Annotated in this window: 18 protein-coding genes and 1 pseudogene; 7 read left to right on the top strand and 12 right to left on the bottom strand. The window is 71.9% G+C overall.

Annotated elements, in window-relative coordinates; genetic code table 11:
- Nucleotides 1-3: 3 nt before the first annotated feature.
- From AC07AB_RS06790 to AC07AB_RS06770, 5 genes are all read right to left on the bottom strand, one after another.
- A complete protein-coding gene (locus tag AC07AB_RS06790; RefSeq protein ID WP_478561137.1) occupies nt 4-963 on the bottom strand; it encodes an HpcH/HpaI aldolase/citrate lyase family protein in 960 nt (319 codons plus the stop codon).
- Nucleotides 960-2,972, bottom strand: a complete 2,013-nt coding sequence (locus AC07AB_RS06785) for a protein meaA (protein WP_478561134.1) — start codon at nt 2,970-2,972, stop codon at nt 960-962. The genes AC07AB_RS06790 and AC07AB_RS06785 overlap by 4 nt, the downstream gene beginning before the upstream one ends.
- A 22-nt stretch (nt 2,973-2,994) precedes the next feature.
- Nucleotides 2,995-4,332, bottom strand: a complete 1,338-nt coding sequence (gene ccrA / locus AC07AB_RS06780) for a crotonyl-CoA carboxylase/reductase (RefSeq protein ID WP_478561131.1) — start codon at nt 4,330-4,332, stop codon at nt 2,995-2,997.
- 521 nt (nt 4,333-4,853) lie between these two features.
- Nucleotides 4,854-5,672: a TetR family transcriptional regulator gene (locus AC07AB_RS06775; protein ID WP_478561128.1), complete on the bottom strand. Its 819-nt coding sequence runs from the start codon at nt 5,670-5,672 to the stop codon at nt 4,854-4,856.
- A 100-nt stretch (nt 5,673-5,772) separates the two neighbouring features.
- Entirely contained in the window at nt 5,773-7,662 is a 1,890-nt protein-coding gene (locus AC07AB_RS06770; RefSeq protein WP_478561125.1) for a 3-hydroxyacyl-CoA dehydrogenase family protein, read from the bottom strand.
- A 294-nt stretch (nt 7,663-7,956) separates the two neighbouring features.
- Between AC07AB_RS06770 and AC07AB_RS06765 the strand changes: the two genes are divergently transcribed.
- Entirely contained in the window at nt 7,957-8,592 is a 636-nt protein-coding gene (locus tag AC07AB_RS06765; RefSeq protein ID WP_478561122.1) for a HEAT repeat domain-containing protein, read from the top strand.
- Nucleotides 8,593-8,666: 74 nt separating this feature from the next.
- Here AC07AB_RS06765 and AC07AB_RS06760 read toward each other — a convergent pair.
- From AC07AB_RS06760 to AC07AB_RS06735, 6 genes and pseudogenes are all read right to left on the bottom strand, one after another.
- Nucleotides 8,667-8,996 (bottom strand): annotated as a pseudogene (locus AC07AB_RS06760) (N-acetyltransferase family protein); the annotation flags it as partial.
- Between the two features lie 184 nt (nt 8,997-9,180).
- Nucleotides 9,181-9,579 (bottom strand): RidA family protein, encoded by a 399-nt coding sequence (locus AC07AB_RS06755; RefSeq protein ID WP_478561119.1) that lies wholly within the window; start codon nt 9,577-9,579, stop codon nt 9,181-9,183.
- Nucleotides 9,580-9,737: 158 nt separating this feature from the next.
- A complete protein-coding gene (locus AC07AB_RS06750; RefSeq protein ID WP_478561116.1) occupies nt 9,738-10,547 on the bottom strand; it encodes a phosphotransferase family protein in 810 nt (269 codons plus the stop codon).
- 70 nt (nt 10,548-10,617) lie between these two features.
- A complete protein-coding gene (locus AC07AB_RS06745; RefSeq protein ID WP_478561113.1) occupies nt 10,618-10,764 on the bottom strand; it encodes a hypothetical protein in 147 nt (48 codons plus the stop codon).
- Nucleotides 10,761-11,879: a radical SAM protein gene (locus tag AC07AB_RS06740; protein ID WP_478561110.1), complete on the bottom strand. Its 1,119-nt coding sequence runs from the start codon at nt 11,877-11,879 to the stop codon at nt 10,761-10,763. Before AC07AB_RS06740 ends, AC07AB_RS06745 begins: the two co-directional genes overlap by 4 nt.
- 458 nt (nt 11,880-12,337) lie before the next feature.
- Nucleotides 12,338-12,766, bottom strand: coding sequence for an ATP-binding protein (locus tag AC07AB_RS06735; protein WP_478561107.1), 429 nt, complete (start codon nt 12,764-12,766; stop codon nt 12,338-12,340).
- Between the two features lie 262 nt (nt 12,767-13,028).
- On the opposite strand from AC07AB_RS06735, the gene AC07AB_RS06730 reads away from it, so the two are divergent.
- The 6 genes from AC07AB_RS06730 to AC07AB_RS06705 all read left to right on the top strand — a co-directional run bounded on the left by AC07AB_RS06730 (nt 13,029) and on the right by AC07AB_RS06705 (nt 21,069).
- Nucleotides 13,029-13,907, top strand: a complete 879-nt coding sequence (locus AC07AB_RS06730; RefSeq protein WP_478561104.1) for a helix-turn-helix domain-containing protein — start codon at nt 13,029-13,031, stop codon at nt 13,905-13,907.
- Nucleotides 13,904-14,134 (top strand): DUF397 domain-containing protein, encoded by a 231-nt coding sequence (locus AC07AB_RS06725; protein ID WP_478561101.1) that lies wholly within the window; start codon nt 13,904-13,906, stop codon nt 14,132-14,134. The genes AC07AB_RS06730 and AC07AB_RS06725 overlap by 4 nt, the downstream gene beginning before the upstream one ends.
- Nucleotides 14,135-14,460: 326 nt before the next feature.
- The gene (locus tag AC07AB_RS06720; protein WP_478561098.1) at nt 14,461-14,904 is read left to right on the top strand and encodes an SRPBCC family protein; all 444 of its coding nucleotides are present in this window, start codon (nt 14,461-14,463) and stop codon (nt 14,902-14,904) included.
- A gap of 231 nt (nt 14,905-15,135) precedes the next feature.
- A complete protein-coding gene (locus AC07AB_RS06715) occupies nt 15,136-17,541 on the top strand; it encodes an MFS transporter (RefSeq protein WP_478561095.1) in 2,406 nt (801 codons plus the stop codon).
- A gap of 152 nt (nt 17,542-17,693) precedes the next feature.
- Complete coding sequence (locus AC07AB_RS06710) at nt 17,694-20,132, top strand: SpoIIE family protein phosphatase (protein ID WP_478561092.1); 2,439 nt, start codon at nt 17,694-17,696, stop codon at nt 20,130-20,132.
- Between the two features lie 214 nt (nt 20,133-20,346).
- Nucleotides 20,347-21,069 carry a class I SAM-dependent methyltransferase gene (locus AC07AB_RS06705; protein WP_478561089.1) on the top strand — a complete coding sequence of 241 codons (723 nt, stop codon included), beginning with the start codon at nt 20,347-20,349 and terminating at the stop codon, nt 21,067-21,069.
- A 223-nt stretch (nt 21,070-21,292) separates the two neighbouring features.
- Here AC07AB_RS06705 and AC07AB_RS06700 read toward each other — a convergent pair whose 3' ends face one another.
- Complete coding sequence (locus AC07AB_RS06700; protein ID WP_478561086.1) at nt 21,293-22,135, bottom strand: fumarylacetoacetate hydrolase family protein; 843 nt, start codon at nt 22,133-22,135, stop codon at nt 21,293-21,295.
- Nucleotides 22,136-22,187 lie beyond the last annotated feature (52 nt).

Raw genomic sequence — 22,187 nt, 5'->3', positions numbered from 1 at the left:
CGCTCACACCTCCGGTGCTTCGAACGCGGTGGTGCGCCGCATACCGGCGGCGCGGCCCTTGCCCGCGACGACCAGCGCCATCTTGCGGCTGGCCTCGTCGATCATCTCGTCGCCGAGCATCGCGGAGCCCTTCTTGCCGCCCTGCTCCGAGGTGCACCACTCATAGGCGTCCAGGATCAGCTCCGCGCGGTCGTAGTCCTCCTGCGAGGGCGAGAAGACCTCGTTGGCCGCCTCGACCTGGCCGGGGTGCAGCACCCATTTGCCGTCGAAGCCCAGCGCCGCGGCGCGGCCCGCGACCTCGCGGAAGGCGTCCACGTCGCGGACCTGGAGATACGGCCCGTCGATCGCCTGGAGGTCGTGGGTACGGGCCGCCATCAGGATGCGCATCAGGATGTAGTGGTACGCGTCGGCGCCGTACCCGGGCGGCTGCTGCCCGACGACCAGCGTCTTCATGTTGATGGAGGCCATGAAGTCGGCCGGGCCGAAGACGATGGTCTCCAGCCGGGGCGAGGACGCCGCGATGCCGTCGACGTTCACCAGCCCCTTGGCGTTCTCGATCTGCGCCTCGATGCCGATCCGGCCGACCTCGAACCCCATCGTCTTCTCGATCTGGGTGAGCAGCAGATCGAGCGCATGGACCTGGGCGGCGTCCTGCACCTTCGGCAGCATCACGCAGTCGAGGTTGTGGCCCGCCCCCTCGACCACGGTCACCACGTCGCGGTAAGTCCACTCGGTGGTCCAGTCGTTGACCCGTACGACCCTGGTCTTGCCTGTCCAGTCGCCCTTGTTGAGCGCGTCCACGATGGTGTGCCGGGCGCCCTCCTTGGCGAGCGGCGCGCACGCGTCCTCCAGGTCCAGGAAGACCTGGTCGGCGGCGAGGCCCTGGGCCTTCTCCAGAAAGCGCGGGTTGCTGCCCGGCACGGCCAGGCAGGAGCGGCGCGGACGCAGGCGGTTGACAGTCATACGGGTACCTCCAGGGGGTCGAGCCTGTTCGCTTTCCGGATCTCGTCGACGATACGGCCGATGATCTCCGTGATTCCGAAGTCCTTCGGGGTGAAGACGGCCGCGACGCCGGCCGCGCGCAGGGCGTCGGCGTCGGCGGAGGGGATGATGCCGCCGACGACCACGGGCATGTCGTCGACGCCGGTGCGGCGCAGCCGCGCCAGCACGTCCGGGACCAGCTCGGCGTGCGAGCCGGAGAGGATGGACAGGCCGACGCAGTGCACGTCCTCGGCGACGGCCGCCGAGACGATCTGTTCCGGGGTGAGCCGGATGCCCTGGTAGACCACCTCGAAACCGGCGTCGCGGGCCCGTACGGCGATCTGCTCGGCGCCGTTGGAGTGCCCGTCCAGACCGGGCTTGCCGACCAGCAGCCGCAGCTTGCCGCAGCCGAGGTCCTCGGCGGTACGGGCCGCCTTCGCGCGTACGGCCGCGAGCGGGGTGCCCGGCTCGGCGGTGACGGCCAGGGGCGCGCCGCTCACGCCCGTAGGCGCGCGGAACTCGCCGAAGACGTCCCGCAGCGCCCAGGACCACTCGCCGGTCGTGACGCCCGCGCGGGCGCATTCGAGGGTGGCGGCGAAGAGGTTGTCGCTGCCGGCCGCGGTCTTCTTGAGGACGGCCAGCGCGTCCTGCGCGCGGCCCTCGTCACGGTTGTCGCGCCAGGTGTGCAGCGCGGCCACCACGCGCGCCTCGTTGGCCGGGTCGACGGTCATGATGGCGGTGTCGAGATCGGCGGTGAGCGGGTTGGGCTCGGTGGACTCGTAGCTGTTGACGCCGACGATCAGCTCCTCGCCGGCCTCGATCCGGGCCCGCCGCTCGGCGTGCGAGGAGACGAGCCGGGACTTGAGGTAGCCGGACTCCACGGCTGCCATCGCGCCGCCCATCTCCTGGATGCGGCCGATCTCCGCCCGGCACTCGGCGACCATCGCCGCCACCTTGGCCTCGATGACATGGGAGCCGGCGAAGATGTCCTCGTACTCCAGCAGGTCGCTCTCGTGGGCCAGGACCTGCTGGATACGGAGCGACCACTGCTGGTCCCAGGGGCGGGGCAGCCCCAGCGCCTCGTTCCAGGCGGGGAGCTGCACGGCGCGGGCGCGGGCGTCCTTGGAGAGGGTGACGGCCAGCATCTCCAGCACGATGCGCTGGACGTTGTTCTCCGGCTGCGCCTCGGTCAGGCCCAGGGAGTTGACCTGGACGCCGTAGCGGAAGCGCCGCTGCTTGGCGTTGTCGATGCCGTACCGCTCGCGGGTGATCTCATCCCAGATGCGGCCGAAGGCGCGCATCTTGCACATCTCCTCGATGAAGCGGACGCCCGCGTTCACGAAGAAGGAGATCCGGGCGACGACATCGCCGAACCGCTCCGGGGCCACCTGCCCGGAGTCGCGTACGGCGTCGAGCACCGCGATGGCGGTGGACAGCGCGTACGCCATCTCCTGGACGGGCGTGGCCCCGGCCTCCTGGAGGTGGTAGCTGCAGATGTTGATCGGGTTCCACTTGGGGATGTGGGCCACCGTGTACGCGATCATGTCGGTGGTCAGCCGGAGCGACGGCCCGGGCGGGAAGACGTGCGTCCCGCGCGAGAGGTACTCCTTGACGATGTCGTTCTGGGTGGTGCCCGACAGCTTGGTGATGTCGGCGCCCTGTTCCTCGGCCACCACCTCGTACATCGCCAGCAGCCACATCGCGGTCGCGTTGATGGTCATCGAGGTGTTCATCTGCTCCAGCGGGATGTCCTGGAACAGCCGGCGCATGTCGCCGAGATGGGAGACGGGGACCCCGACCCGGCCGACCTCGCCGCGGGCGAGGACGTGGTCGGGGTCGTAACCGGTCTGCGTCGGGAGGTCGAAGGCGACCGACAGGCCGGTCTGCCCCTTGTCGAGGTTGCGTCGGTAGAGCTCGTTGGACGCCTCGGCGGTGGAGTGCCCGGCGTACGTCCGCATCAGCCACGGACGATCCTTCTGACGCTCAGTCATGTACGTCTCTCAGCCGTCTCGTTCAGATGTCGCGGAAGCGGTTGATGGCGTCGAGGTGCCGCTCGCGCAGCTCGGGATCGGTGACGCCCATGCCCTCCTCGGGGGCGAGCGCGAGCACGCCGACCTTGCCCTGGTGGAGGTTGCGGTGCACGTCGTACGCGGCCTGTCCGGTCTCCTCCAGGGCGTACGTCCGGGAGAGCGTCGGGTGGATCTTCCCCTTGGCGATCAGCCGGTTGGCCTCCCACGCCTCGCGGTAGTTGGCGAAGTGGGAGCCGACGATCTTCTTGAGCGACATCCACAGATAGCGGTTGTCGTACTCGTGGGTGTAGCCCGAGGTGGAGGCGCAGGTGACGATGGTGCCGCCCTTGCGCGTGACGTACACGGAGGCGCCGAAGGTCTCACGGCCCGGGTGCTCGAAGACGATGTCGACGTCCTCACCGCCCGTCAGCTCCCGGATGCGCTTGCCGAACCGCTTCCACTCGCGGGGGTCCTGGTGGTGCTCGTCCTTCCAGAACCGGTAGTCCTCGGCGGTGCGGTCGATGATCGCCTCGGCGCCCATCCGGCGGCAGATCTCCGCCTTGCGCGGGCTGGAGACGACGCAGATCGGATTGGCGCCGCCGGCCAGCGCGAACTGCGTGGCGTAGCTGCCGAGTCCGCCGCTGGCGCCCCAGACCAGGACGTTGTCGCCCTGCTTCATGCCCGCGCCGTTGCGCGAGACGAGCTGCCGGTAGGCGGTGGAGTTGACCAGCCCGGGGGAGGCCGCCTCCTCCCAGCTGAGGTGCCGGGGCTTGGGCATCAGCTGGTTGGACTTGACGAGCGCGATCTCCGCCAGGCCGCCGAAGTTGGTCTCGAAGCCCCAGATGCGCTGCTCGGGGTCGAGCATGGTGTCGTTGTGGCCGTCGGAGGACTCCAGCTCCACGGAGAGGCAGTGCGCGACGACCTCGTCCCCGGGGTGCCAGGTGTTGACCCCGGGACCGGTGCGCAGCACGACGCCGGCGAGGTCGGAGCCGATGACGTGGTACGGCAGGTCGTGCCGCTTGGCGAGCGGCGAGAGCCGCCCGTACCGCTCCAGGAACCCGAAGGTCGGCAGGGGTTCGAAGATCGAGGTCCAGACGGAGTTGTAGTTCACCGAGCTGGCCATGACGGCGACCAGCGCCTCGCCGGGGCCGAGTTCGGGTGTGGGCACGTCCTCGACGTGCAGGGACTTGCGGGGATCCTTGTCCCGGGTGGCGAGGCCGGCGAACATCTCGGCCTCGTCCTTGTGCACGGTCACCGCGCGGTACGACTCGGGGATGGACAGGGCGGCGAAGTCTTCGCTCGTGCTGTCCGACGCGACGATCGCGTCCAGTAGCTGGTTCACGGTTTGCCTCCGGCGAGTGGGGCCTCTCCCTGCTTGAGCGAAGCCGAGAGCTTGGGGAAGCGTCGAGGGAACGGCTTGAGGGGACGTCGGGGGTGGTGCAGAGGCGGTGCCGTCGGTTCGGCGGTGCTGATGGTGCTCGGCGGTGCGCCCGATCGGGCGCGAGGTGCCTGTGACGCAGGCGTCCGGGCGCACAGAGTGCTTGTGGGGACAGCCGACGCACGACGGTTGTGTCTGCGCGCCGGCCGCCCGGACACCCTCAAGGTATGACACCGGGTGCCAGTCGACAAGACACTCAGTGCCAAGAATTTCTCTCAGATGTCATCGGCATGGCACGAATGAGCAAGGTGCGCGGATGAGGGGCCGTACGGGGCCGGGGCCGGGGCCGGGGCCGGACACGACTGCGCCCGCCGCTGCGGGCGGCGGGCGTCAGGGTGCTCGTTGCGGGCGTCAGGCCGCTGATGGGGGAGGCGCCGAGGGGGGACGGGGCGCGGCGGGGGAGCGCGGGCCGGGGGCCGGCCCGGTCACTTCCGCTTGAGGGCCTTCTCGATGGTGCGCATGACCTCGTCCAGCGGCGCGTCCGTGCGCGCCACCGTCACCAGCACCTCGCCGTTCGTACGGGCCGTGGGCGCCGGCGGCCGCTCCGTGCCGGGCCGGGCGCCGATGCCCGTGCCGAAGGTCTCGCGGACGATCGCGAAGGCGTGGTCGAGCTGAGTCTCCACGTCGCCGACCCCGCCCGCGCGCAGCCACCGGCGCAGCACATGGTTGTGGGCGGTGACCACGGCGGAGGCGGCGACCTCGGCCAGCAGCGGGTCGTCGTCGCCGACGTGGTGTGCGCCCTCGTCGAAGTGGCCCAGCAGATAGCGGGTGAAGAGCCGTTCATAGCGGGCCACCGAGGAGATCTCACGTTCGCGCAGGGCGGGCACCTCACGGGTCAGCCGGTAGCGCTCGACGGACACGGCCGGGGAGGCCGCGTACATCCGCATGACCTCCTTGATGCCCCGGCACACGGTGTCCAGCGGGTTCTCGTGCGCGGGAGCGGCGTCCAGCACCGCCGCCGCCCGTACCAGGGTGTCGTCGTGATCGGGGAAGATCGCCTCTTCCTTGGAGCGGAAGTGGCGGAAGAACGTCCGGCGGGCGACCCCCGCGGCGGCCGCGATCTCATCGACGGTCGTCGCCTCGTAGCCCTTCGTGGCGAACAACTCCATGGCGGCCGCGGCCAGTTTGCGGCGCATGGCGAGGCGCTGGGCGGCGGCGCGGCGGCTGCTCGCGCTCTCCGTGCCGTCAGCGGTCTCTTTATTCGTCGAACGCAGCGTACGAGCGGACTTAACGGGCTGGGACATGTGGGGAACGTAACACGCGGCCGTATGCGTGTGCCGGGGCGGACTGCTGACCGGTTCGAGCAGCCCACCCCACCTCAGACACCCTTCGTGCGGCCGACCGTCAGCGGCGGGCATACTCGCGGAAGCCGCGCCCCGTCTTGCGGCCCAGGCACCCCGCGGCGACCAGATGTTCCAGGAGCGGCGCGGGCGCCAGCCCCGGGTCGCGGAACTCGCGGTGCAGGACCCGCTCGATGGCCAGCGAGACATCGAGGCCGACCACGTCGAGGAGTTCGAAGGGCCCCATCGGATAGCCGCCGCCGAGTTTCATCGCGGCGTCGATGTCGTCCAGCGTCGCGTAGTGCTCCTGCACCATCTTGATCGCGTTGTTGAGGTACGGGAAGAGCAGCGCGTTGACGATGAAGCCCGCCCGGTCGCCGCAGTCCACCGGGTGCTTGCGGACCCGCGCGCACACCTCGCGGACGGTGGCGTGGGCGTCGTCGGCGGTCAGGACCGTACGGACCACCTCGACGAGCTTCATGGCCGGGGCCGGGTTGAAGAAGTGCATGCCGACCACGTCCTGCGGGCGCGACGTGACGCGGGCGCAGGCGATGACGGGCAGTGAGGAGGTGGTCGTCGCGAGCACCGCGCCGGGTCCGCAGACCTTGTCGAGCGCCCCGAACACCTCCTGCTTGACCGCCAGTTCCTCGGCGACCGCCTCGATGGCGAGGTCCGCGTCCGCGAGGGCGTCCAGCGACGCCGAGGGCGTGATCGCGGCCAGCGCCGCGTCCCGCGCCCCGGCGGTCAGCCGCCCCTTGCCGACCGAGCGGCCGAGCGAGGTGGCGATCCGGTCCTTCGCAGCCTCGGCCTTCTCCGGGGAGCGGGCCACGAGCGCGACGGGGTACCCGGCCTTGGCGAAGACCTCGGCGATGCCGGAGGCCATGGTGCCCGAGCCGACGACGCCCACGGCGCGCACCTCGCGGCCGACCGCGGCCCCGGCCGCGCCGGCGGCGGGGGTGGCCGGGTCCGGGACGGTCCGCGCGCTGCCCGGCGCCTCGTAGGTGTAGAAGCCGCGGCCGGACTTGCGGCCGGTCAGCCCGGCCTCGGCGAGATGGCCCAGGACCGGGGCGGGCGCGTGCAGCCGGTCGTGCGAGGCGCTGTACATCGCCTCCAGGACCGTACGGGCCGTGTCCACGCCGATCAGGTCGAGCAGCGCGAGCGGGCCCATCGGCAGGCCGCAGCCCAGCTTCATGGCCGCGTCGATGTCCTCGCGGGACGCGTACCGCGACTCGTACATGGCGGCGGCCTGGTTGAGATAGCCGAACAGCAGCCCGTCCGCGACGAACCCCGGCCGGTCGCCGACCGCGACCGGCTCCTTGCCCAGCTCGCGGGCGAGGCCGGTGACCGCGGCGACGGCGGCTGGCGCGGTCAGCACGCTGGAGACCACCTCGACCAGCTTCATGGCGGGCGCGGGGTTGAAGAAGTGCAGACCCAGAACGCGCTCGGGGCGGGCCGAGTCCGCCGCGAGCCGGGTCACCGAGAGCGCGTTGGTGCCGGTGGCCAGGATGGTGTCGGGCCGGACCAGGGCGTCGAGGGCGGTGAAGACCTCGTGCTTGAGCGCGTACTCCTCCGGTACGACCTCGATGACCAGGTCGGCGTCGGCGGCGCTACGCAGATCGGCGCAGGTTCGGAAGCGGGACAGGAGGTCCCGGCGTGCGGGTTCGGTGAAACGCTCGCGTTCGACCGCACGTGCGGTGGACGCTTCGAGGGACGCCACGGCACGCGCGGCCGCAGCGTCGCTGACGTCGATCCCGACGACCTCACGGCCGGCGCGGGCGAGGACTTCGGCGATGCCGCAGCCCATGGTGCCGAGGCCGACGACGGCGACCTTGCGCAGCGGGCGGGCGGCAGGTGTGCCGGAGGCGGCGGAGCCGAGAGGAGTTCGGGAGGCGGGGGAGGTAAGGGAGGCGAGGGGGGTGAGAGAGGAGGGATCAGGGGTGGACGTACGGTCCATCGCGAGACTCCAGGGAGAGTTCCCCGACAGCAGGGGGGAAGTGACGACTGAGGAGTTTCCGGGTACGCGCAAAGTGCGCCCGGAGAAAGGGAGTTGAGGAATCGGCGGGGCCCTGTCCCGAGGCCGTGCCGTACTGGGGTGCCGAACCGACTGCACGCTGTGGCGGCTGCGTCACCAGGCCGCCCGAGCAGGAGTACTGCTCTCCTTTGGAGGTTAACTCACGGGTAACCGAGGCCGCCAGTGGTCGGCTTGCGAATTACGCTGTGGCAGGGGCCACTCGGGGAGGAGCGGGAAATGGAAGAGGAATTCCGTGCGCTGCTGGAACGAGTATGGGGACAGCTGGGCTCCCCGGCGGAGGTGAGGGCCTACCAGGGAGTACTCGACCTGCTGCGCGACCACCGTCCCGCCGAGCACCGGGAAGACCTGGCGCGCATACTCGTCGAGCCCGGACGCCCTCTGTGGGCGCGCGAGATCGCCGCCTACGCGCTGGGCGTACGCGGCGACCGACGCGCTTTCGAGCCCCTGGTCATGCTCCTCAACTACCGCGACCCGGTCAGCTGCGCCTGCTCCGCCCGCGCCCTGGCCCGCCTCCGCGACCCCCGCACCGCCCGCGCCGCCGCCGCCCTCGCCACCAATGAACTGCGCACCGCCTACGCCCTGTACCCCATCCGGCTGCTCACCGAGCTCCGCGCGCCCGAGTCCGTACCCGCCCTGCTGGCCACCTTGAACCGGCTGCTGGCCGCGCCCGACCACTACTGGCCGATCGCGCGCGCCTGCGTCGAGGGGCTGGGCGCGCTCGGGGACCGGAGCGCCGTGCCGTCCCTGACGGCGGCCCGCCGCCACGAGCGGCTGCGGCCGGCGGCCGACGAGGCCCTCGCGCAGCTCGCGGGCCCGGCGACACAGAATGTGCGCCCCACCTCCAGTGCGTAACGCACCTCGGGCACCGGGACCCCGGCCACCTCGGACTCCTCTTCACCGCCGTCCGCCGCGAAGCCCGCGCGCTCGTAGAAACGGCGGGCGCGGGCGTTGCCCTTCACCACCCACAGCAGCAGCCGCGAGAACCCCCGCTCGGCGGCGCCCGCGAGCGAGGCGGCGGTCAGGGCGCGCCCGACTCCGGCGCCGACCAGCTCGGGCCGTACATAGAGCGCGTACAACTCCCCGTCGCCCGGGGCCGCGCCGCGATCCCGCGACGCCCCGAAGCAGGCCCAGCCCACGACGGCGCCGGACCCCTCCGCCACCAGGCTGGTCACCGCGCCGTCGCCGCGTCCGAAGAACTCCCGCCGCCGCGCCGCGTCCTCGCGCACGCTCAGCCCGTCGAGATACGCCTGCGGCATGAGCCCGGCATACGCGAACTGCCACCCGCGCACCCGGATCTCCGCCACCGCGTCGATGTCCCCGGCCGTCATCTCCCGCACCCGCACCATGCGCGGCACGCTAACGGCGTGCCGCGCGCGGTGCCACGGAATTCCTGTCGCGCGCCGGGCGTCGGGCGCCCGGCCGGGGAGATGGCGCAGGCGCCTACTCGCCCACGAGCGCGAACGCCTCGATCTCCAGCAGGAGGTCGGGCCGGGCCAGGGCCGCCACCTGGACGGCGGAGCAGGCCGGCGGGCGGGTCATGTCCAGGACCTCGTCGCGGGCGGTCCGGATGGCCGGGAGGATGGCGATGTCCGTGACGAAGAAGGTCATCTTCATCACATCGGCGAAGGTCGCGCCCGCCTCGGCGAGGCAGCGGCCGAGGTTGGCGAAGACCTGGCGGGCCTGCGCCTCGGGGTCGTTTTCGCCGACCAGCGAGCCGTCGGCGTCGAGCGCGATCTGCCCGGACACGGCGACGAAGCGGCCCGTTCCCCAGACGACGTGGCTGTAGCCGTTGCCGGGGGCGAGCCCGTCCGGTACCGGGGAATGGTGGAGCTGGGCCATGCGGGGCCCCCTTCAGAGCAAGGTCAACTGGGTGTGTTCGGGGGCGAGCGTAGGCGACGCGGCCGGCTCGGGGACGCGGCGGTGGGCGCCGGGGGCGTACGGGCCGATGCCGTACCGCCCCGTTTCCGGTCGGGGGCGGCGCGGGGTGCCGTGCGTGGTCAGTCGCGCACGCGGTGGGCGGCCCATGCCTTCGCCGCCGTGTGTACGCGGCGTGTCCACGGGTCGGGGTCGTGCTCGGCGATCTCGGCCCAGAGGTTCTCATTGGCCGCGGCGAAGGCGCTGACAGCGGCTGGATGAACCGCGCGGAAGGCGGGGGTGCGCATCGCCCACTGTTCGGCGCTCGCGGGCGAGTGGCTGCCCTCGGCGATGAGCCAGACGACCCAGTACCCGGCGTCCAGCCACGGAGCGCCCCGGGTGGCCCACGCCCAGTCGACGAACCATGCCTGTCCTTGGCCGACCAGGATGTTGCCGGGGTTGGGGTCGGTGTGGAGGAGGGCGTCACCGGCGAAGTGTCCGAGTGCGGTGGCAGGCGCGTAGTCGCGTAGCCGGTGTTCGGCCCGCTTCAGTTCCACACCGTCCGGTGCCCGCAAGGCCGACAGCCGCTCCAGGGCGGCGGCGACGAGCGGAAGGTCCTGAGAGCCCGGCGAATAGTCGGCTTGGCGGCCGCTCAGGGCGTCGAAGGCGACGAGATCCCATCCGCCGGCCTCGACGCGCCACCGCGCGCGCGGGGAGATTCCTTCCACGTACGGGCTCACTGTCGCTTCTCGCTCCTGCGTCCACACGCGGGGGTGGCCGATGGGCAGGCCCTTGATGTACAGGTCGCCCTGCTCGGTGGCGAGGCGCGCGGCGATGGCGGAGTTGAAACCGGACGACACCGTGTCGGCGTGCAGGATCGGGCCGGTGCGGGCGGTGACGGCGTCCTGGGCATCGGCGGGCAGGTCGCTGAAGTGCATGCGCTCGGTCGGCATGGCGGAACTCTTGCAGAGAGACGGGTGCCCCCGCACAGCACGACGGCTGCGCGAGGGCGCTACGGGACGGCTACCGGTAGGGGTTGTCGTCGTTGCAGCCGGGGACGGCGCCGACAGTCAGTGCCTCGATGTCCTCGACGACGACCAGGTCCACCGGCTCGGCGGCCGGGACCTCCTCGACGGGCCTGGAGCTGATCTCTACGGCGACAGCAGTCATGACGGAACTCCTTTTGCATGCTGACAGTAGTTTTCCAGTGGTGCCTTCGCGGTCTGGAACGCTTTTGCCAGCGGGCGGCAGACCCGGCAGGTGCCGGAGAGCTTGCAGCCCGTGCAGCCACCAGTGCGAAGCATTTGAGTGTCGGCGACAGCGGGCAGTCCGAGCAGCCCGTTGATGCCGGTCTCCATGAGGTCGATGGGGTGGTCGCGGCCGACCTTGCACATCGTCGCGAGCCCGAACGGATCGACGTGGAAGAACGTGTGACCGGCGGGGCAGCCCCGGAAGACCTCGCTGCGTTCGAGGAAGTCCGGGGACTGCACGGCAAGCGGGTCCGGCTGCCCGTCGTACGTAGGGGAGATCGACGCGTATTCGCTGAACCGGTCCGCGTACTCCAGCGCGATCCGGCGCATGGCGTCGGCCTCGTGCGCGTTGTGCCGGGTGATGATCAGTGCCGGCTCGACGGGGATGCCCGCCGCGCGTGCCGCCTCAAGGCCCTTCATCACGAGCCGGAACGACCCCTGTGTACGGGTGAGGGAATCGGCCGCCTCGTCGCTCGCCCCGTACAGGGACACGGTCACCTTGTGCGGACGCATCCGCGTGAGCGTGTCGAGCACATCCTGACGGTGCAGGCGGCTTCCGTTGGTCAGCACCTCCAGCAGCATCCCCCGCTCGTACGCGTAGGCGTAGGCGGCGAGGAAGTCCCGGTCGATCGTCGGCTCTCCGCCGGTGAACTGGAGCCCCAGCACGCCGGCCTCGCACAGCATGTCGATCAGCCGGGCCTTCTCCACCCATGGCAGGCCCTCGAACTTCCGCTGAGCGAGGAAGCAGTGCTCACAGTTGAAATTGCAGCCCTTGTTCACCTCCCAGGTCGCCCGGGAGTAGTTCAGCCGTGTACGAGGGCGCACGATGACGGTACCGCTCATCGGCCGCCCCGAAAGGTCCAGGCCCCACGCGGTGCGGGCGGCGGCGGTCAGCCACTCAGGGACCGGCGCGTCAGCGGCGAGAGCCGAGGCCAGGTCGTCGTACCGGGCGGCCGGAAGCCGGATACCGCGCCGTTCGCCCGGCCGGGCCACGAGGAACGTGTGTTGCTGCGGACTGGCGATGACTTCGTGCAATGCGAACCTCCCAGGGATATCGGGTTGTCACCTCCGCCGGAATCGGTTCATCCGGGGCGGGGGTGGGGCCGAGCCCGACGGCACGCGGGTCATGGATCACCACGTGCCGTCGGAGTCACTTCGAGAGCAGGGCCAGGTACAGGGCTCCCAGCAGTCCTGCGGCAGCGGTGACCAGCCACCAGACTTCCCGCCGCGTTGGCAGCGGCGGGGAGCGTGGTGGGCGGTGGGGAGCCCTGTCGCCGCGGCCGGTCACTGCCCGCCCCCGGCTCGTGGCCGGCATTCAGGCACGCAGACCCACAACCGGAAGAGCAGACCGCGGTACCGCACCTCGCTCAGCACCCGGCCGGTCGTTCCCAGACGCCGCGCGCACAGCGCGCATTCGATGGCCATCTGCTGACGGGGCCGGAGCCGGGCGAGGTCCGGCATGGGAGGTGGCAGCGCACCCGCCGCCCGCGCGTTCACAGGACGGCGACGGTGCGCATTTCCGCCCATACGCGTTTCCCTCGGCGCATCAGGTCGGTGCCCCACCGGTCCGAGAAGTGGTCCACGACCGCCAGGCCGCGCCCGCCCTCGTCGGCTTCGGACAATTCCCGCAGCACGGGCAGGGCACGGGACTTGTCCACGACAGTGACCCGGACGCGGTCCGGCGAAGGGCGGCTGACGATTACTCGGATGCTGCGGCTCTTGCTGTGCTCCACGGCGTTGCCCACCAGCTCCGAGAGGATCAGCACACAGTTGCCTTCGAGGAGGCCCAGGCCCCATGCATCGAGAGCGGCGGCGGCCAGGCGGCGGGCGCGGGCGGCGGCCTCCGGCTCACACGGAAAGGTCTGGGCGTAGGCGGGGCGGCCGATGGCTGCCACCTGGGTGCTGCTCGCGATCGCTGTCATACGGGGCCTTTGCCATGGGGGGCCGACAGGACGTTAAAGGTCGAGCGCTCAATGTGAGTTGAGCCACACGGAGCAGAGTGCCCCCATGGAAGCTGTGGTTGCAAGCTTGGAATTGAAATCCACAAAAGTAGAACGTCAGTTGCATGGACCAGTGACACCGGATGTGGGCAGACTCATCCTGTAAAGGCACCTGATGACCCCGAAGAGGGGTTCAGCAGCCCTGACTTGAACCCGAGTTGACCCGAAGAAAGGCAGGCCGCGGATGCCAACCGTTCGCCTCGTTCCCACAGTCCGGCGCCGGCGTCTGGGCGGAACGCTGCGCAGCCTGCGCAACAAGGCGGGCGTCAGCATCGACGCCACAGCGGGAGCCATGGGTTGGGACCCGAGCAAGGTCTCGCGCATCGAGAACGCCAAGGCGCACATGCCCATCAAGGAAGTCGCCCCGCTCCTGGGGTGCTTCGGGGTGACTGATCCGGCCGTCATCGCAGCCCTGGAAGGGCTGGCGAAGGATGCCAACAAGACAGGCTGGTGGACGACGTACGGGGATGTCGTCGCGGACGGGTACAAGGACTACATCGGCTTGGAAGAGGACGCCGAGTCAACCCACATCTACACGCCGGGGATCATTCCCGGCCTCCTGCAGATCGGCGCGTACGCGCGGGAGACCATCGCCGGGACCGTGCCGTATTACACCCCGGAGGAGGTGAACGCGCTCACCGAGGTCAGGAAGAAGCGCCAGGCCATCCTGACCGACAGCGGCAGGCCGACGGGTCCCCTCAAGCTGTGGGCGGTCGTCCATGAATCGACCCTGCACTACCGATCGGCCGCCTATCCGTCACTGATGCGCGATCAGCTCCGCCACCTGCTCGACATGGCTGACCTCCCGAACACGACGATCCAGGTCATGCCACAGGCCGCCCCTGCCCACCCCGGGATGGTCGGACCGTTCCATGTGGTCAGATTCCCCGACCCATGGCCCACCGTGATCAACCTGGAGAACATCAGGGGCGGCTACTTCGTCGAAGGCACCGACGAAGTCAAGCCGTTCGAGGCCGCATTCGAGCTCATCGTCGCTGCCGCACTTCCCGTAGAAGACTCACGGGAGATCATTAAGAAGATCATGGAAGGAACCCCCGCATGACCACCGAGCATGACCGCAAGGAAGACCTTTACTCGCACGACCTGACCGGCGCTGTCTGGCGGACGTCGTCCTTCAGCGACGGCGGCGCGCAGTGCGTCCAGATCGCCGACCTGCCGGGGGGAGGGCGCGCGGTCCGTGATTCGAAGAACCCGGAGCGCCCCGTGCTGTGCTTCGACGCCGACGAGTGGGCCGCGTTCCGCAGGGGCGTCCAAGCCGGAGAGCTGTAAGTCCCGCACGCCGACAGGTCCCATCCCTCGATCAAGGCAAGGGGGGTGGGGCCTCTTCCCGTCCCGCCCCTCCGGCTCCCTGACGAGGGCCCCTGGCGGATGAGGCGACGTCGCCGACTGCGCCGGCTGCCATGGCCGGAGCGGCGCTCTCGCCGTCCCCGCTCAGATTGGTCCAGCGCATGGCACCTCCTCGTATCGTCCTCCTTCGAATTAGAACATACGTTCCCCTCGTGGGCGGCGGCCCCGGATTTGGGTGGGTGTGGTGTTGGTGGTTGGCTGTGGCGCACAGGTCAGGTACGGCAAGCACGACGTCCGGAGGAAGAGCCATGGGCCAGGTCGAGGCCACCACGGAGCGGATCATCGCGGCGGACCCGGAGGATGTGTTCGACGCGCTCGCCGACTACACCGGCACCCGCGCCAAGCTGCTGCCCGAGCACTTCAGCGAGTACGAGGTGCGCGAGGGCGGCGACGGCAAGGGCACGCTCGTCCACTGGAAGCTCCAGGCCACCAGCAAGCGGATCCGCGACTGCCTGCTGGAGGTCGACGAGCCGACCGACGGGCAGCTCGTCGAGAAGGACCGCAACTCCTCCATGGTCACCACCTGGACCGTGACCCCCTCGGGCGAGGGCAAGGCGCGCGTGGTCGCCACCACCACCTGGAACGGCGCGGGCGGCATCGGCGGCTTCTTCGAGCGCACCTTCGCGCCCAAGGGGCTCGGCCGGATCTACGACGCGATCCTCGTCCGGCTCGCCGACGAGGTGGAGAAGTAGCCGCGGCGCGAGAGGCCCCGCGGGCCACCGCCGGAAGGCGGCCGGGACGGCCCGCTCGCGGGCTCACCGATTCGAGTGGTTTTCATAGCGGTGCGGCAACGCGCCACAACCGCTCCCACCGGCCCGAAGGCCCGCCGGGCACCCCTCCCCAGTGAATCGTCGCGCTTGCTCGCAGTTGTCGTGAAATGCGACAACGGGGCGGCGGTGCAGGCGCGATGAGGGGAGCAGCACGTGGGCGGGACCATCTGGGCGGCGAAGGACGAACACCTCCTCGCGGCCGACCCCGGGCCCTCGCGCCCGGTCGCCGCGACCCATCCGGCGGAGAGCGCCTGCAGCGGCCCGCCCCGAGGACGGGCTGCCCGCGCCGCCCTGTTCCTCGGTCTGCTGACCACCGCGCTGCTCGCGGCGCTCGACCAGAGCCTCGTGGCCGCCGCGCTGCCGCGCGTCGCGCGCGACCTGCCCGGCGGCCCCGCCGTCTCCTGGGTGGTCACCGCCCACCTCCTCGCCTGCGCGGCCGTGCTGCCCGTATACGGCAAGCTGGGCGACCTGCTCGGCCGCAAGGCCGTCTTCGTCTTCGCGCTCGTCGTCTTCATCGCCGCCGGCGCGCTGGCCGGCTGGTCCCGGACCGCGCAAGAGCTGATCGGCTTCCGCGCCATGCAGGGCATCGGCGCCGGCGGACTGCTCGCCGGCGCCCCGGCGCTCCTGGCCGACCTGGTACCGCCGCACCGCCGCGGCCGCTGGTACGGGCTGCTCGGCGCCCTCACGGGAGCGGCCCTCGTCGCCGGCCCGCCGCTCGGCGAGCACCTCGCCGAACACGTCTCCTGGCGCTGGTGCTTCTACCTCGACGTCCCCGTCGGCCTCTGCGCGCTCACCGTCGTCGCCCTCGCCCTCAAGCTGCCCAAGCCCGACCGGCGGCCGAAGCTCGATGTCCTCGGCGCGCTGCTGCTCGCCGCGGCCTCCGCCTGCCTGATCCTCCTGACCACCTGGGGCGGCACGGAGTACGCCTGGACCTCCCGCGTCACCCTCGGGCTCGGCGCGGGCGCCCTCGGCACCCTGCTGCTGTTCGTCGTCGCCGAGCACTTCGCCGCCGAACCGCTGCTCCCCCTGCGCCTCCTGCGCGACCCGGCCTTCGCCGCCGCCGGCCTCCTCAGCGTGCTCCTCGGCGCCGCGCTCGTCGCCGCCGGCGCGCTCCCGGCGTTCCTCCAGAGCACCCGCGGCATCGCCGCCGCCGAGTCCGGGACACTGCTGCTGCCCCTGCTGGGCGGCACCGTCCTCGCCGCCCTCGCCGCCGGTCCGCTCGCCGACCGCACCGGCCGCCACAAGCCCGCCGCCGCACTCGGCGCCGTGCTCCTGGCCACGGGCGCCTATCTGCTCTCCGGCCTCGACGCGGCCACCCCCCGGCTCACCCTCAGCCTCTGGACCGCCGTGCTCGGTCTCGGCCTCGGGCTGCTGCTGCCGGTCCTGACCCTCGCCGCGCAGCACCCCGCCCGCCCCGCGGACCTCGGCGTCGCCACCAGCGCGGCGCACCACCTCCGGCTGCTCGGCGGCTGCGTCGGCGCGGCCCTGGCCGCCTCGCTGATGGGCGGCCGGCTCACCGGCCCGGCGGCCACCGGCGCGCCGCACCACACGGGCCTGCCGCCCGTCGACTCGATCACCCCGCGGCTGCTGCACGCCCTGCCCGCCGCGCCGGGCGACGGCCGGCTGCGGGCGTACACCGAGGCTGTGCCGCAACTCTTCCTCCACCTCGTGCCGGTGCTCGCCCTCGGTCTCCTGCTCGCCTTCCTCCTGAAGGACCGGTCCCCGGCGTCCGCCGCGGCGCCCGGCGCCGTCCCCGCGCCCCGGCACGTCGTCGCGCCGCCGGAGCCCGCCCCCCTGCTCACGGGCACGGCCATCACCGGCACCGTCCGCCGCCACGACGGGGCCGAGGTGCCGCGCGCCGCGCTCACCCTCATCGACGCGACGGGGCGGCAGATCGGACGCGGCGCGAGCGAGGCGGACGGGCGGTACGCGCTCGCGGCGCCCGGCGCCGGCTCGTACGTCCTGGTCGCGGTCGCCGGGCGGCACCAGCCGCGGGCGGTGACCGTCACCGTCGCCGGGCGCCCGGTCGCGCTGGACATCGTGCTCGGTGGCGCGGGGCGGCTGACGGGCACGGTGCTGACCGCCGACGGCTCGCTCGCCCCGGAGGCGCTGGTGACCCTCACCGACGCGTACGGCGAGGTCGTCGCCACGACCCGCAGCGGCCGCGAGGGCGGCTACGTCCTGCCGGAACTGGCCGCCGGAGAGTACACGTTGGCCGCCGGCGCGCCCGGATTCCGCCCCGCCGCGCTCCCGGTCACCCTCCAGCCGTCCCGCGAGACGCGCCAGGACATCGAGTTGGCGGGCGGCGCCGTGCTGCGCGGGGCCGTACGGGCGGGCGGCGGGCGGCTGGTGGAGGAGGCCCGGGTCACGCTGCTGGACGCGGCGGGCAACGTCGTCGGCGCCGCCATGACGGGCGGCGACGGCACCTTCACCTTCATCGGACTCCCGGCCGGCGAGTACACCGTCATCGCCGCCGGATATCCGCCCGTCGCCACGGTTCTCCAGGTCACGGGCGGCGGACGTACGGAGCGTGATCTCCAACTCGGGTACGGGGACTGACAGAGGCGCGCTGCGGGCGTGGAACACACGGGACCACGAGCGCGCCGGGCGCACCACCTATTCGTCCATTGCCCCACCGGGCGGCCCGGTATGGGCCTACCGTGGTAGTGGTGGCGCAGATCGTGCGTACGTGTACGAAGGAGCAACCGCCCATGGACCGCACCGCGACAGGCTCCGCCTTCGAGACGGCGGCAGACGTGCCCGGGCGGATCCCGCTCGCGGTGATCGTCGTGGACTCCGCACGGCTGGTGACGCACTGGAGCACGGGCGCGCGCAAGCTCTTCGGCCACAGCCGCGAGGAGGCGGTCGGCCGCGCCGCCGTCGATCTGCTGCCCGTGGCGGGCGCGTTCTCCGACATCGACTGGTCGGACCCCGACGCGTACGACGGCCTGGGGCAGGACCTCGACGCCTCACTGGGCGGCGAGACGGCCTACCCCACGTCCGGCCGCGCCCGCATGACCGACACCGGGCACGGGCCCGCGGACGTCGTCTGGTGGGCCTACCCGCTGGTCGGGCCGGGGACCGAGCGGCTGCTCGTACTGGCCGCGGACGCCGCCCAGTTGCACAGCACCGAACACGAGCGCGTCGCGCCGGGCTTCGGCCTGCACACGGACTTCGAGGGCGCGCGGCAGCTCGCCGAGCGGCTCCCCGACATCCTGCCCAACATGGGCCCCGCCGCGAGCAGCCGCATCGTCTCCCAGGTCCTCGAACTCGGCTACCCCGTACTGGAGATAAGCCAGCAGGAGCGGGTGCCGGTCACCCCGGACTGGGGCATGCCCAAGTACGTCGAGCGCCGGCGGCGCCGCCTCGCCCGCGACCAGGGCCAGGGCGGCGGCGCGCTCGGCTCCCCGGCGGCCGCGGGCCCCGTCGACCCCGCCGACGAACTCGACCTCGAATACGCGGCGGTCCGCGAACGCCTGGAATTCCTCAACGAGGTCAGCGGCCGCATCGGCAGCTCCCTGGACCTGGCCCGCACGATCCGCGAGGTCACCAGCGCCGCCGTGCCCCGCTTCACCGACTTCGCCGGCACCCACCTGCGAGCGGCGGTCCTCGCGGGTGAGGGGTTCCCCGACGGGCCGCCCGACGTCACCACCGTCTGGCACCGCGTCTGGGTCGAGCACAACGACGAGCCGGGCCGCTGGGACGACACCGTCCCGGTCGGCGAGGCCATCGCCTTCCCCGCCGACACCCCGTTCTTCCAGTGCATGGTCACCGGAAACCCGGTGCTGATCCCGCACATCAGCGAGGAGTTGGGCAACCGGATCTCCGAACGGTTCGAGAAGCGGGACCTGCGCCCCCTCATCACCGGCCGGTCGATGCTGGTCGTACCGCTCAAGGCGCGCAATGTGGTGCTCGGGTTCATGGTGCTGATGCGCCGCGACGGGCGCGAGACGTTCAACGACATGGACCGTACGACCGGCGCCGAACTCGCCGCCCGCGCCGGGCTCGTACTCGACAACGCCCGTATGTACACCTACCAGGAGAACGTGGCGGAGACGCTCCAGGAGTCCATGCTGCCGCAGGTCGCCCCGCGCATGGCGGGCTGCGACGCCGCCACCCGCTATCTGCCGGGCACGCTGCTCGGCCGGGTGGGCGGCGACTGGTTCGACAGCATCAAGCTGTCCGGCTCGCGCACCGCCTTCGTCGTCGGCGACGTGATGGGGCACGGCCTCAACTCGGCCGCGATGATGGGCCAGTTGCGCACCGCCGTGCAGACCATGGCGGCGCTCGACCTGCCGCCCGCCCAACTGCTGCGCAACCTCGACGATCTCGCGCAGCGGCTCGGCGAGCACTACCTCGCCACCTGCCTGTACGCCGTCTACGACCCCATCCGCTCCGAACTGCTCATCTCCAACGCGGGCCACATCCCGCCCGTGCTCGTATGGGCGGCGGACGGCCGCAGCGAACTGCTGGAGCTGCCGACCGGCGCGCCCATCGGCGTCGGCGGGGTGCCCTTCGAGACGGCGAAGGTGCGCGTCGCGCCCGGCGACCGGCTCGTGCTGTGCACGGACGGCCTGGTCGAGGTGCGCGGCGCGGACATCGGGGACGGCCTTGCCGCCCTGTGCGAGTCGGCCGCCCACCCGGCGGCCTCCATGGACGACGCCTGCGACACCATCATCCGCGCCCTGAACACGCGCGGCGGGCGCAAGGACGATGTGGCGCTGCTGATGGCCCGGCTCAACGGCATCCCGCCCGGCGACGTCGCCGAATGGGAGCTGGGCACCGACCCGCGCGAGGTGGGCCGCGCCCGCCGGCTCGTCCGCGATCAACTGCGCGCGTGGGGCCTCGACGAGGCCGTCGAAACCGCCGAACTGCTCGTCAGCGAGGTCGTCACCAACGCCCAGCAGTACGCGCACGCCCCGCGGATCGGCCTCCGGCTGGTCCGCAGCGACGCGCTGCTGTGCGAGGTCACCGACGACGACCAGAGCCTCCCGGCGCTGCTGACCGCGGGCCGCGACGACGAGTTCGGGCGCGGGCTGCACGTGGTGAGCGGCCTGGCGCGGGAGTGGGGGACGAGCCGGCTGGCGCGGGGGAAGACGGTGTGGTTCGAGCAGTCGCTGGGGCGCGGTACGACGACCGGTCGCCGGTGAGAGACCGAACAGCAGGTGAAAGACCGGACAGCGGGTGAGAGACCGGACAGCGGGTGAACGCCCGAGCGCCGGGCGAAAGTCGGAACACCAGGTGAAAGAAGGCTCCAGCCCCTTGCCCGGGCCCGTACCGCGGCGGTACTCAAGATCCTGACGGTTCGTCGCGCCTGCCGGGCCCGGCGGCCCATCGGACCAATCGGACCTGGGGAGTGCGGCCATGAGCGTGTCGGACCGGTACAGAGACGCCTGGGAGAGCTACTGGAGCGATGTCTCCGACGCTCCCGGCGAGGCGATGTGGGACGCGGAGCCGGCGCTCAGCGCGGTGCCGCACCTGGCGCTGCTGGAGCCGCACACGGACCGTTCCCTGCCGATCGTCGACCTCGGCTGCGGCAGCGGCACCCAGACCCGCTATCTGGCCACCCGCTACGCCCGCGCCGTCGGAGTGGACCTCTCGCACGCGGCGGTCGAACACGCCCGGCGCGCGGACCGGTCCCAGGTGGCCGAGTTCGAGCAGCTCAACCTGGTGGACGCGGCGGCGGTACGGGAGCTGAGCGAACGGCTGGGCGACGTGGACGTCTATATGCGCGCGGTGATCCACCAGAGCGACCCCCAGGACCGGGCGCCGGTCGCCGCGGCCGTCGCCGCCCTGATCGGACGCCGCGGGCGCGCCTTCGTCGTCGAACTGACCCGGGCCTCCCGGGCGGTGATCAGCGAGGTGGCCCAGGCCCCGGGCGGCCCCCCGCCGAAGCTGGAAGCGGTCCTCTCGCACGGGCTGCGCCCGGCCGAGGCCGAGGACCGCGAGGTGTCGGACCTGCTGGAGGGGGCGGGGCTGGAGATCCTCGCCCAGGGCGGCACGACCCTGGCCCAGACGGAGTTCCACCAGGACGGCACCCGCATCGACCTGCCGGCGGAGTGGTTCGTGGTGCGCGGCAGGGAGTGAGGCGCTGGTTTTCGCCGGGGGCGGGGCGGCGGGACTTGTACGGGCGCGGGGCTTGTGGGGGCGTACGGGCTGGGGTTCGTACGGGGGCGCGGGCCTGTACGCCCGTACGGGCTGGGGTCCCGTACGGGCGTGGGGTCAGTGCGGGTGTACGGGCTCGGGGTCCGTACCGGCGCGGGCCCAGCCGCCCCGGCGGGTGCCGGGGCGGTCCGCGTGGCGGCTTGCCTCAGCCCGTGAAGCGCTGACGCAGCTCGCCGATGCCCTCGATCGTGGTGACGAGTTCGTCACCGGGTGCCAGCCACCGCTGGGGGGTGCGGCCGAGGCCGACTCCGGCGGGGGTGCCGGTGAAGATGATGTCCCCGGGCAGCAGCGGCAGGACGGCGGACAGCCGGGAGACGAGGGCGGGAACGGAGAAGATGAGGTCGCGGGTGTGGCCCTTCTGGACCTCTTCGCCGTTGACGGAGCAGCGCAGTTCGAGGTCGTCGGGGTTGTCGAACTCATCGGTGGTGACCAGCGAGGGCCCGAGCGGAGCGAAGCCAGGGTAGGACTTTCCGAGGCTGAACTGCGGTGCGGGACCGGCGAGTTGGATGACCCGCTCGGAAATGTCCTGACCGGCCGTCAGCCCCGCGACATGGCTCCAGGCGTCGGCCTCGGCGACGTGGCGGGCTTCGCGGCCGATGACGGCGACCAGCTCCACCTCCCAGTCCGTGTGGCCGTCCGGGGGCAGCGCCACGTCGGTGACGGGGCCGGAGATGCTGGTGGCGAACTTGGTGAAGACGGGCGGCAGCCCGTCGGGTGCCCCGAACCCCGACTCGGCGGCGTGGTCACGGTAGTTGAGGCCGATGGCCAGCACCTGCCGAGGGGCGGGCACGGGGGAGCCCAGGTCGCGGGGTGAGAAGGAGGAGCCGCCGGTGAGGTTCGCCGTCGCGGCCCAGTCGCGGAACTCCTCCCAACGGCCGTACACGGCCTGGGGATCGGCGGCGAACCGACCGCCACCGGCCCGCTCCACGTCGACGGCCTTCCCCTCGTGCAGCAGGACGAGACGGCCGGAGAGGTTGGCGATACGCACGGGACGGCTCCTTGAGGGCTGGGTGTGCGGCGAGCTGACCGCCCGCCGGATC

The organism is Streptomyces sp. NPDC044033, from assembly GCF_056434425.1.
This window is presented reverse-complemented; position numbering and strand designations above follow the sequence as displayed.

Bases quoted from the DNA above. Each gene is read 5' to 3' on its own strand.
- AC07AB_RS06790 (WP_478561137.1), bottom strand. From the start codon at position 963: ATGACTGTCAACCGCCTGCGTCCGCGCCGCTCCTGCCTGGCCGTGCCG.
- AC07AB_RS06785 (WP_478561134.1), bottom strand. From the start codon at position 2,972: ATGACTGAGCGTCAGAAGGATCGTCCGTGGCTGATGCGGACGTACGCC.
- AC07AB_RS06775 (WP_478561128.1), bottom strand. From the start codon at position 5,672: ATGTCCCAGCCCGTTAAGTCCGCTCGTACGCTGCGTTCGACGAATAAA.
- AC07AB_RS06770 (WP_478561125.1), bottom strand. From the start codon at position 7,662: ATGGACCGTACGTCCACCCCTGATCCCTCCTCTCTCACCCCCCTCGCC.
- AC07AB_RS06765 (WP_478561122.1), top strand. From the start codon at position 7,957: ATGGAAGAGGAATTCCGTGCGCTGCTGGAACGAGTATGGGGACAGCTG.
- AC07AB_RS06755 (WP_478561119.1), bottom strand. From the start codon at position 9,579: ATGGCCCAGCTCCACCATTCCCCGGTACCGGACGGGCTCGCCCCCGGC.
- AC07AB_RS06750 (WP_478561116.1), bottom strand. From the start codon at position 10,547: ATGCCGACCGAGCGCATGCACTTCAGCGACCTGCCCGCCGATGCCCAG.
- AC07AB_RS06745 (WP_478561113.1), bottom strand. From the start codon at position 10,764: ATGACTGCTGTCGCCGTAGAGATCAGCTCCAGGCCCGTCGAGGAGGTC.
- AC07AB_RS06735 (WP_478561107.1), bottom strand. From the start codon at position 12,766: ATGACAGCGATCGCGAGCAGCACCCAGGTGGCAGCCATCGGCCGCCCC.
- AC07AB_RS06730 (WP_478561104.1), top strand. From the start codon at position 13,029: ATGCCAACCGTTCGCCTCGTTCCCACAGTCCGGCGCCGGCGTCTGGGC.
- AC07AB_RS06725 (WP_478561101.1), top strand. From the start codon at position 13,904: ATGACCACCGAGCATGACCGCAAGGAAGACCTTTACTCGCACGACCTG.
- AC07AB_RS06720 (WP_478561098.1), top strand. From the start codon at position 14,461: ATGGGCCAGGTCGAGGCCACCACGGAGCGGATCATCGCGGCGGACCCG.
- AC07AB_RS06710 (WP_478561092.1), top strand. From the start codon at position 17,694: ATGGACCGCACCGCGACAGGCTCCGCCTTCGAGACGGCGGCAGACGTG.
- AC07AB_RS06705 (WP_478561089.1), top strand. From the start codon at position 20,347: ATGAGCGTGTCGGACCGGTACAGAGACGCCTGGGAGAGCTACTGGAGC.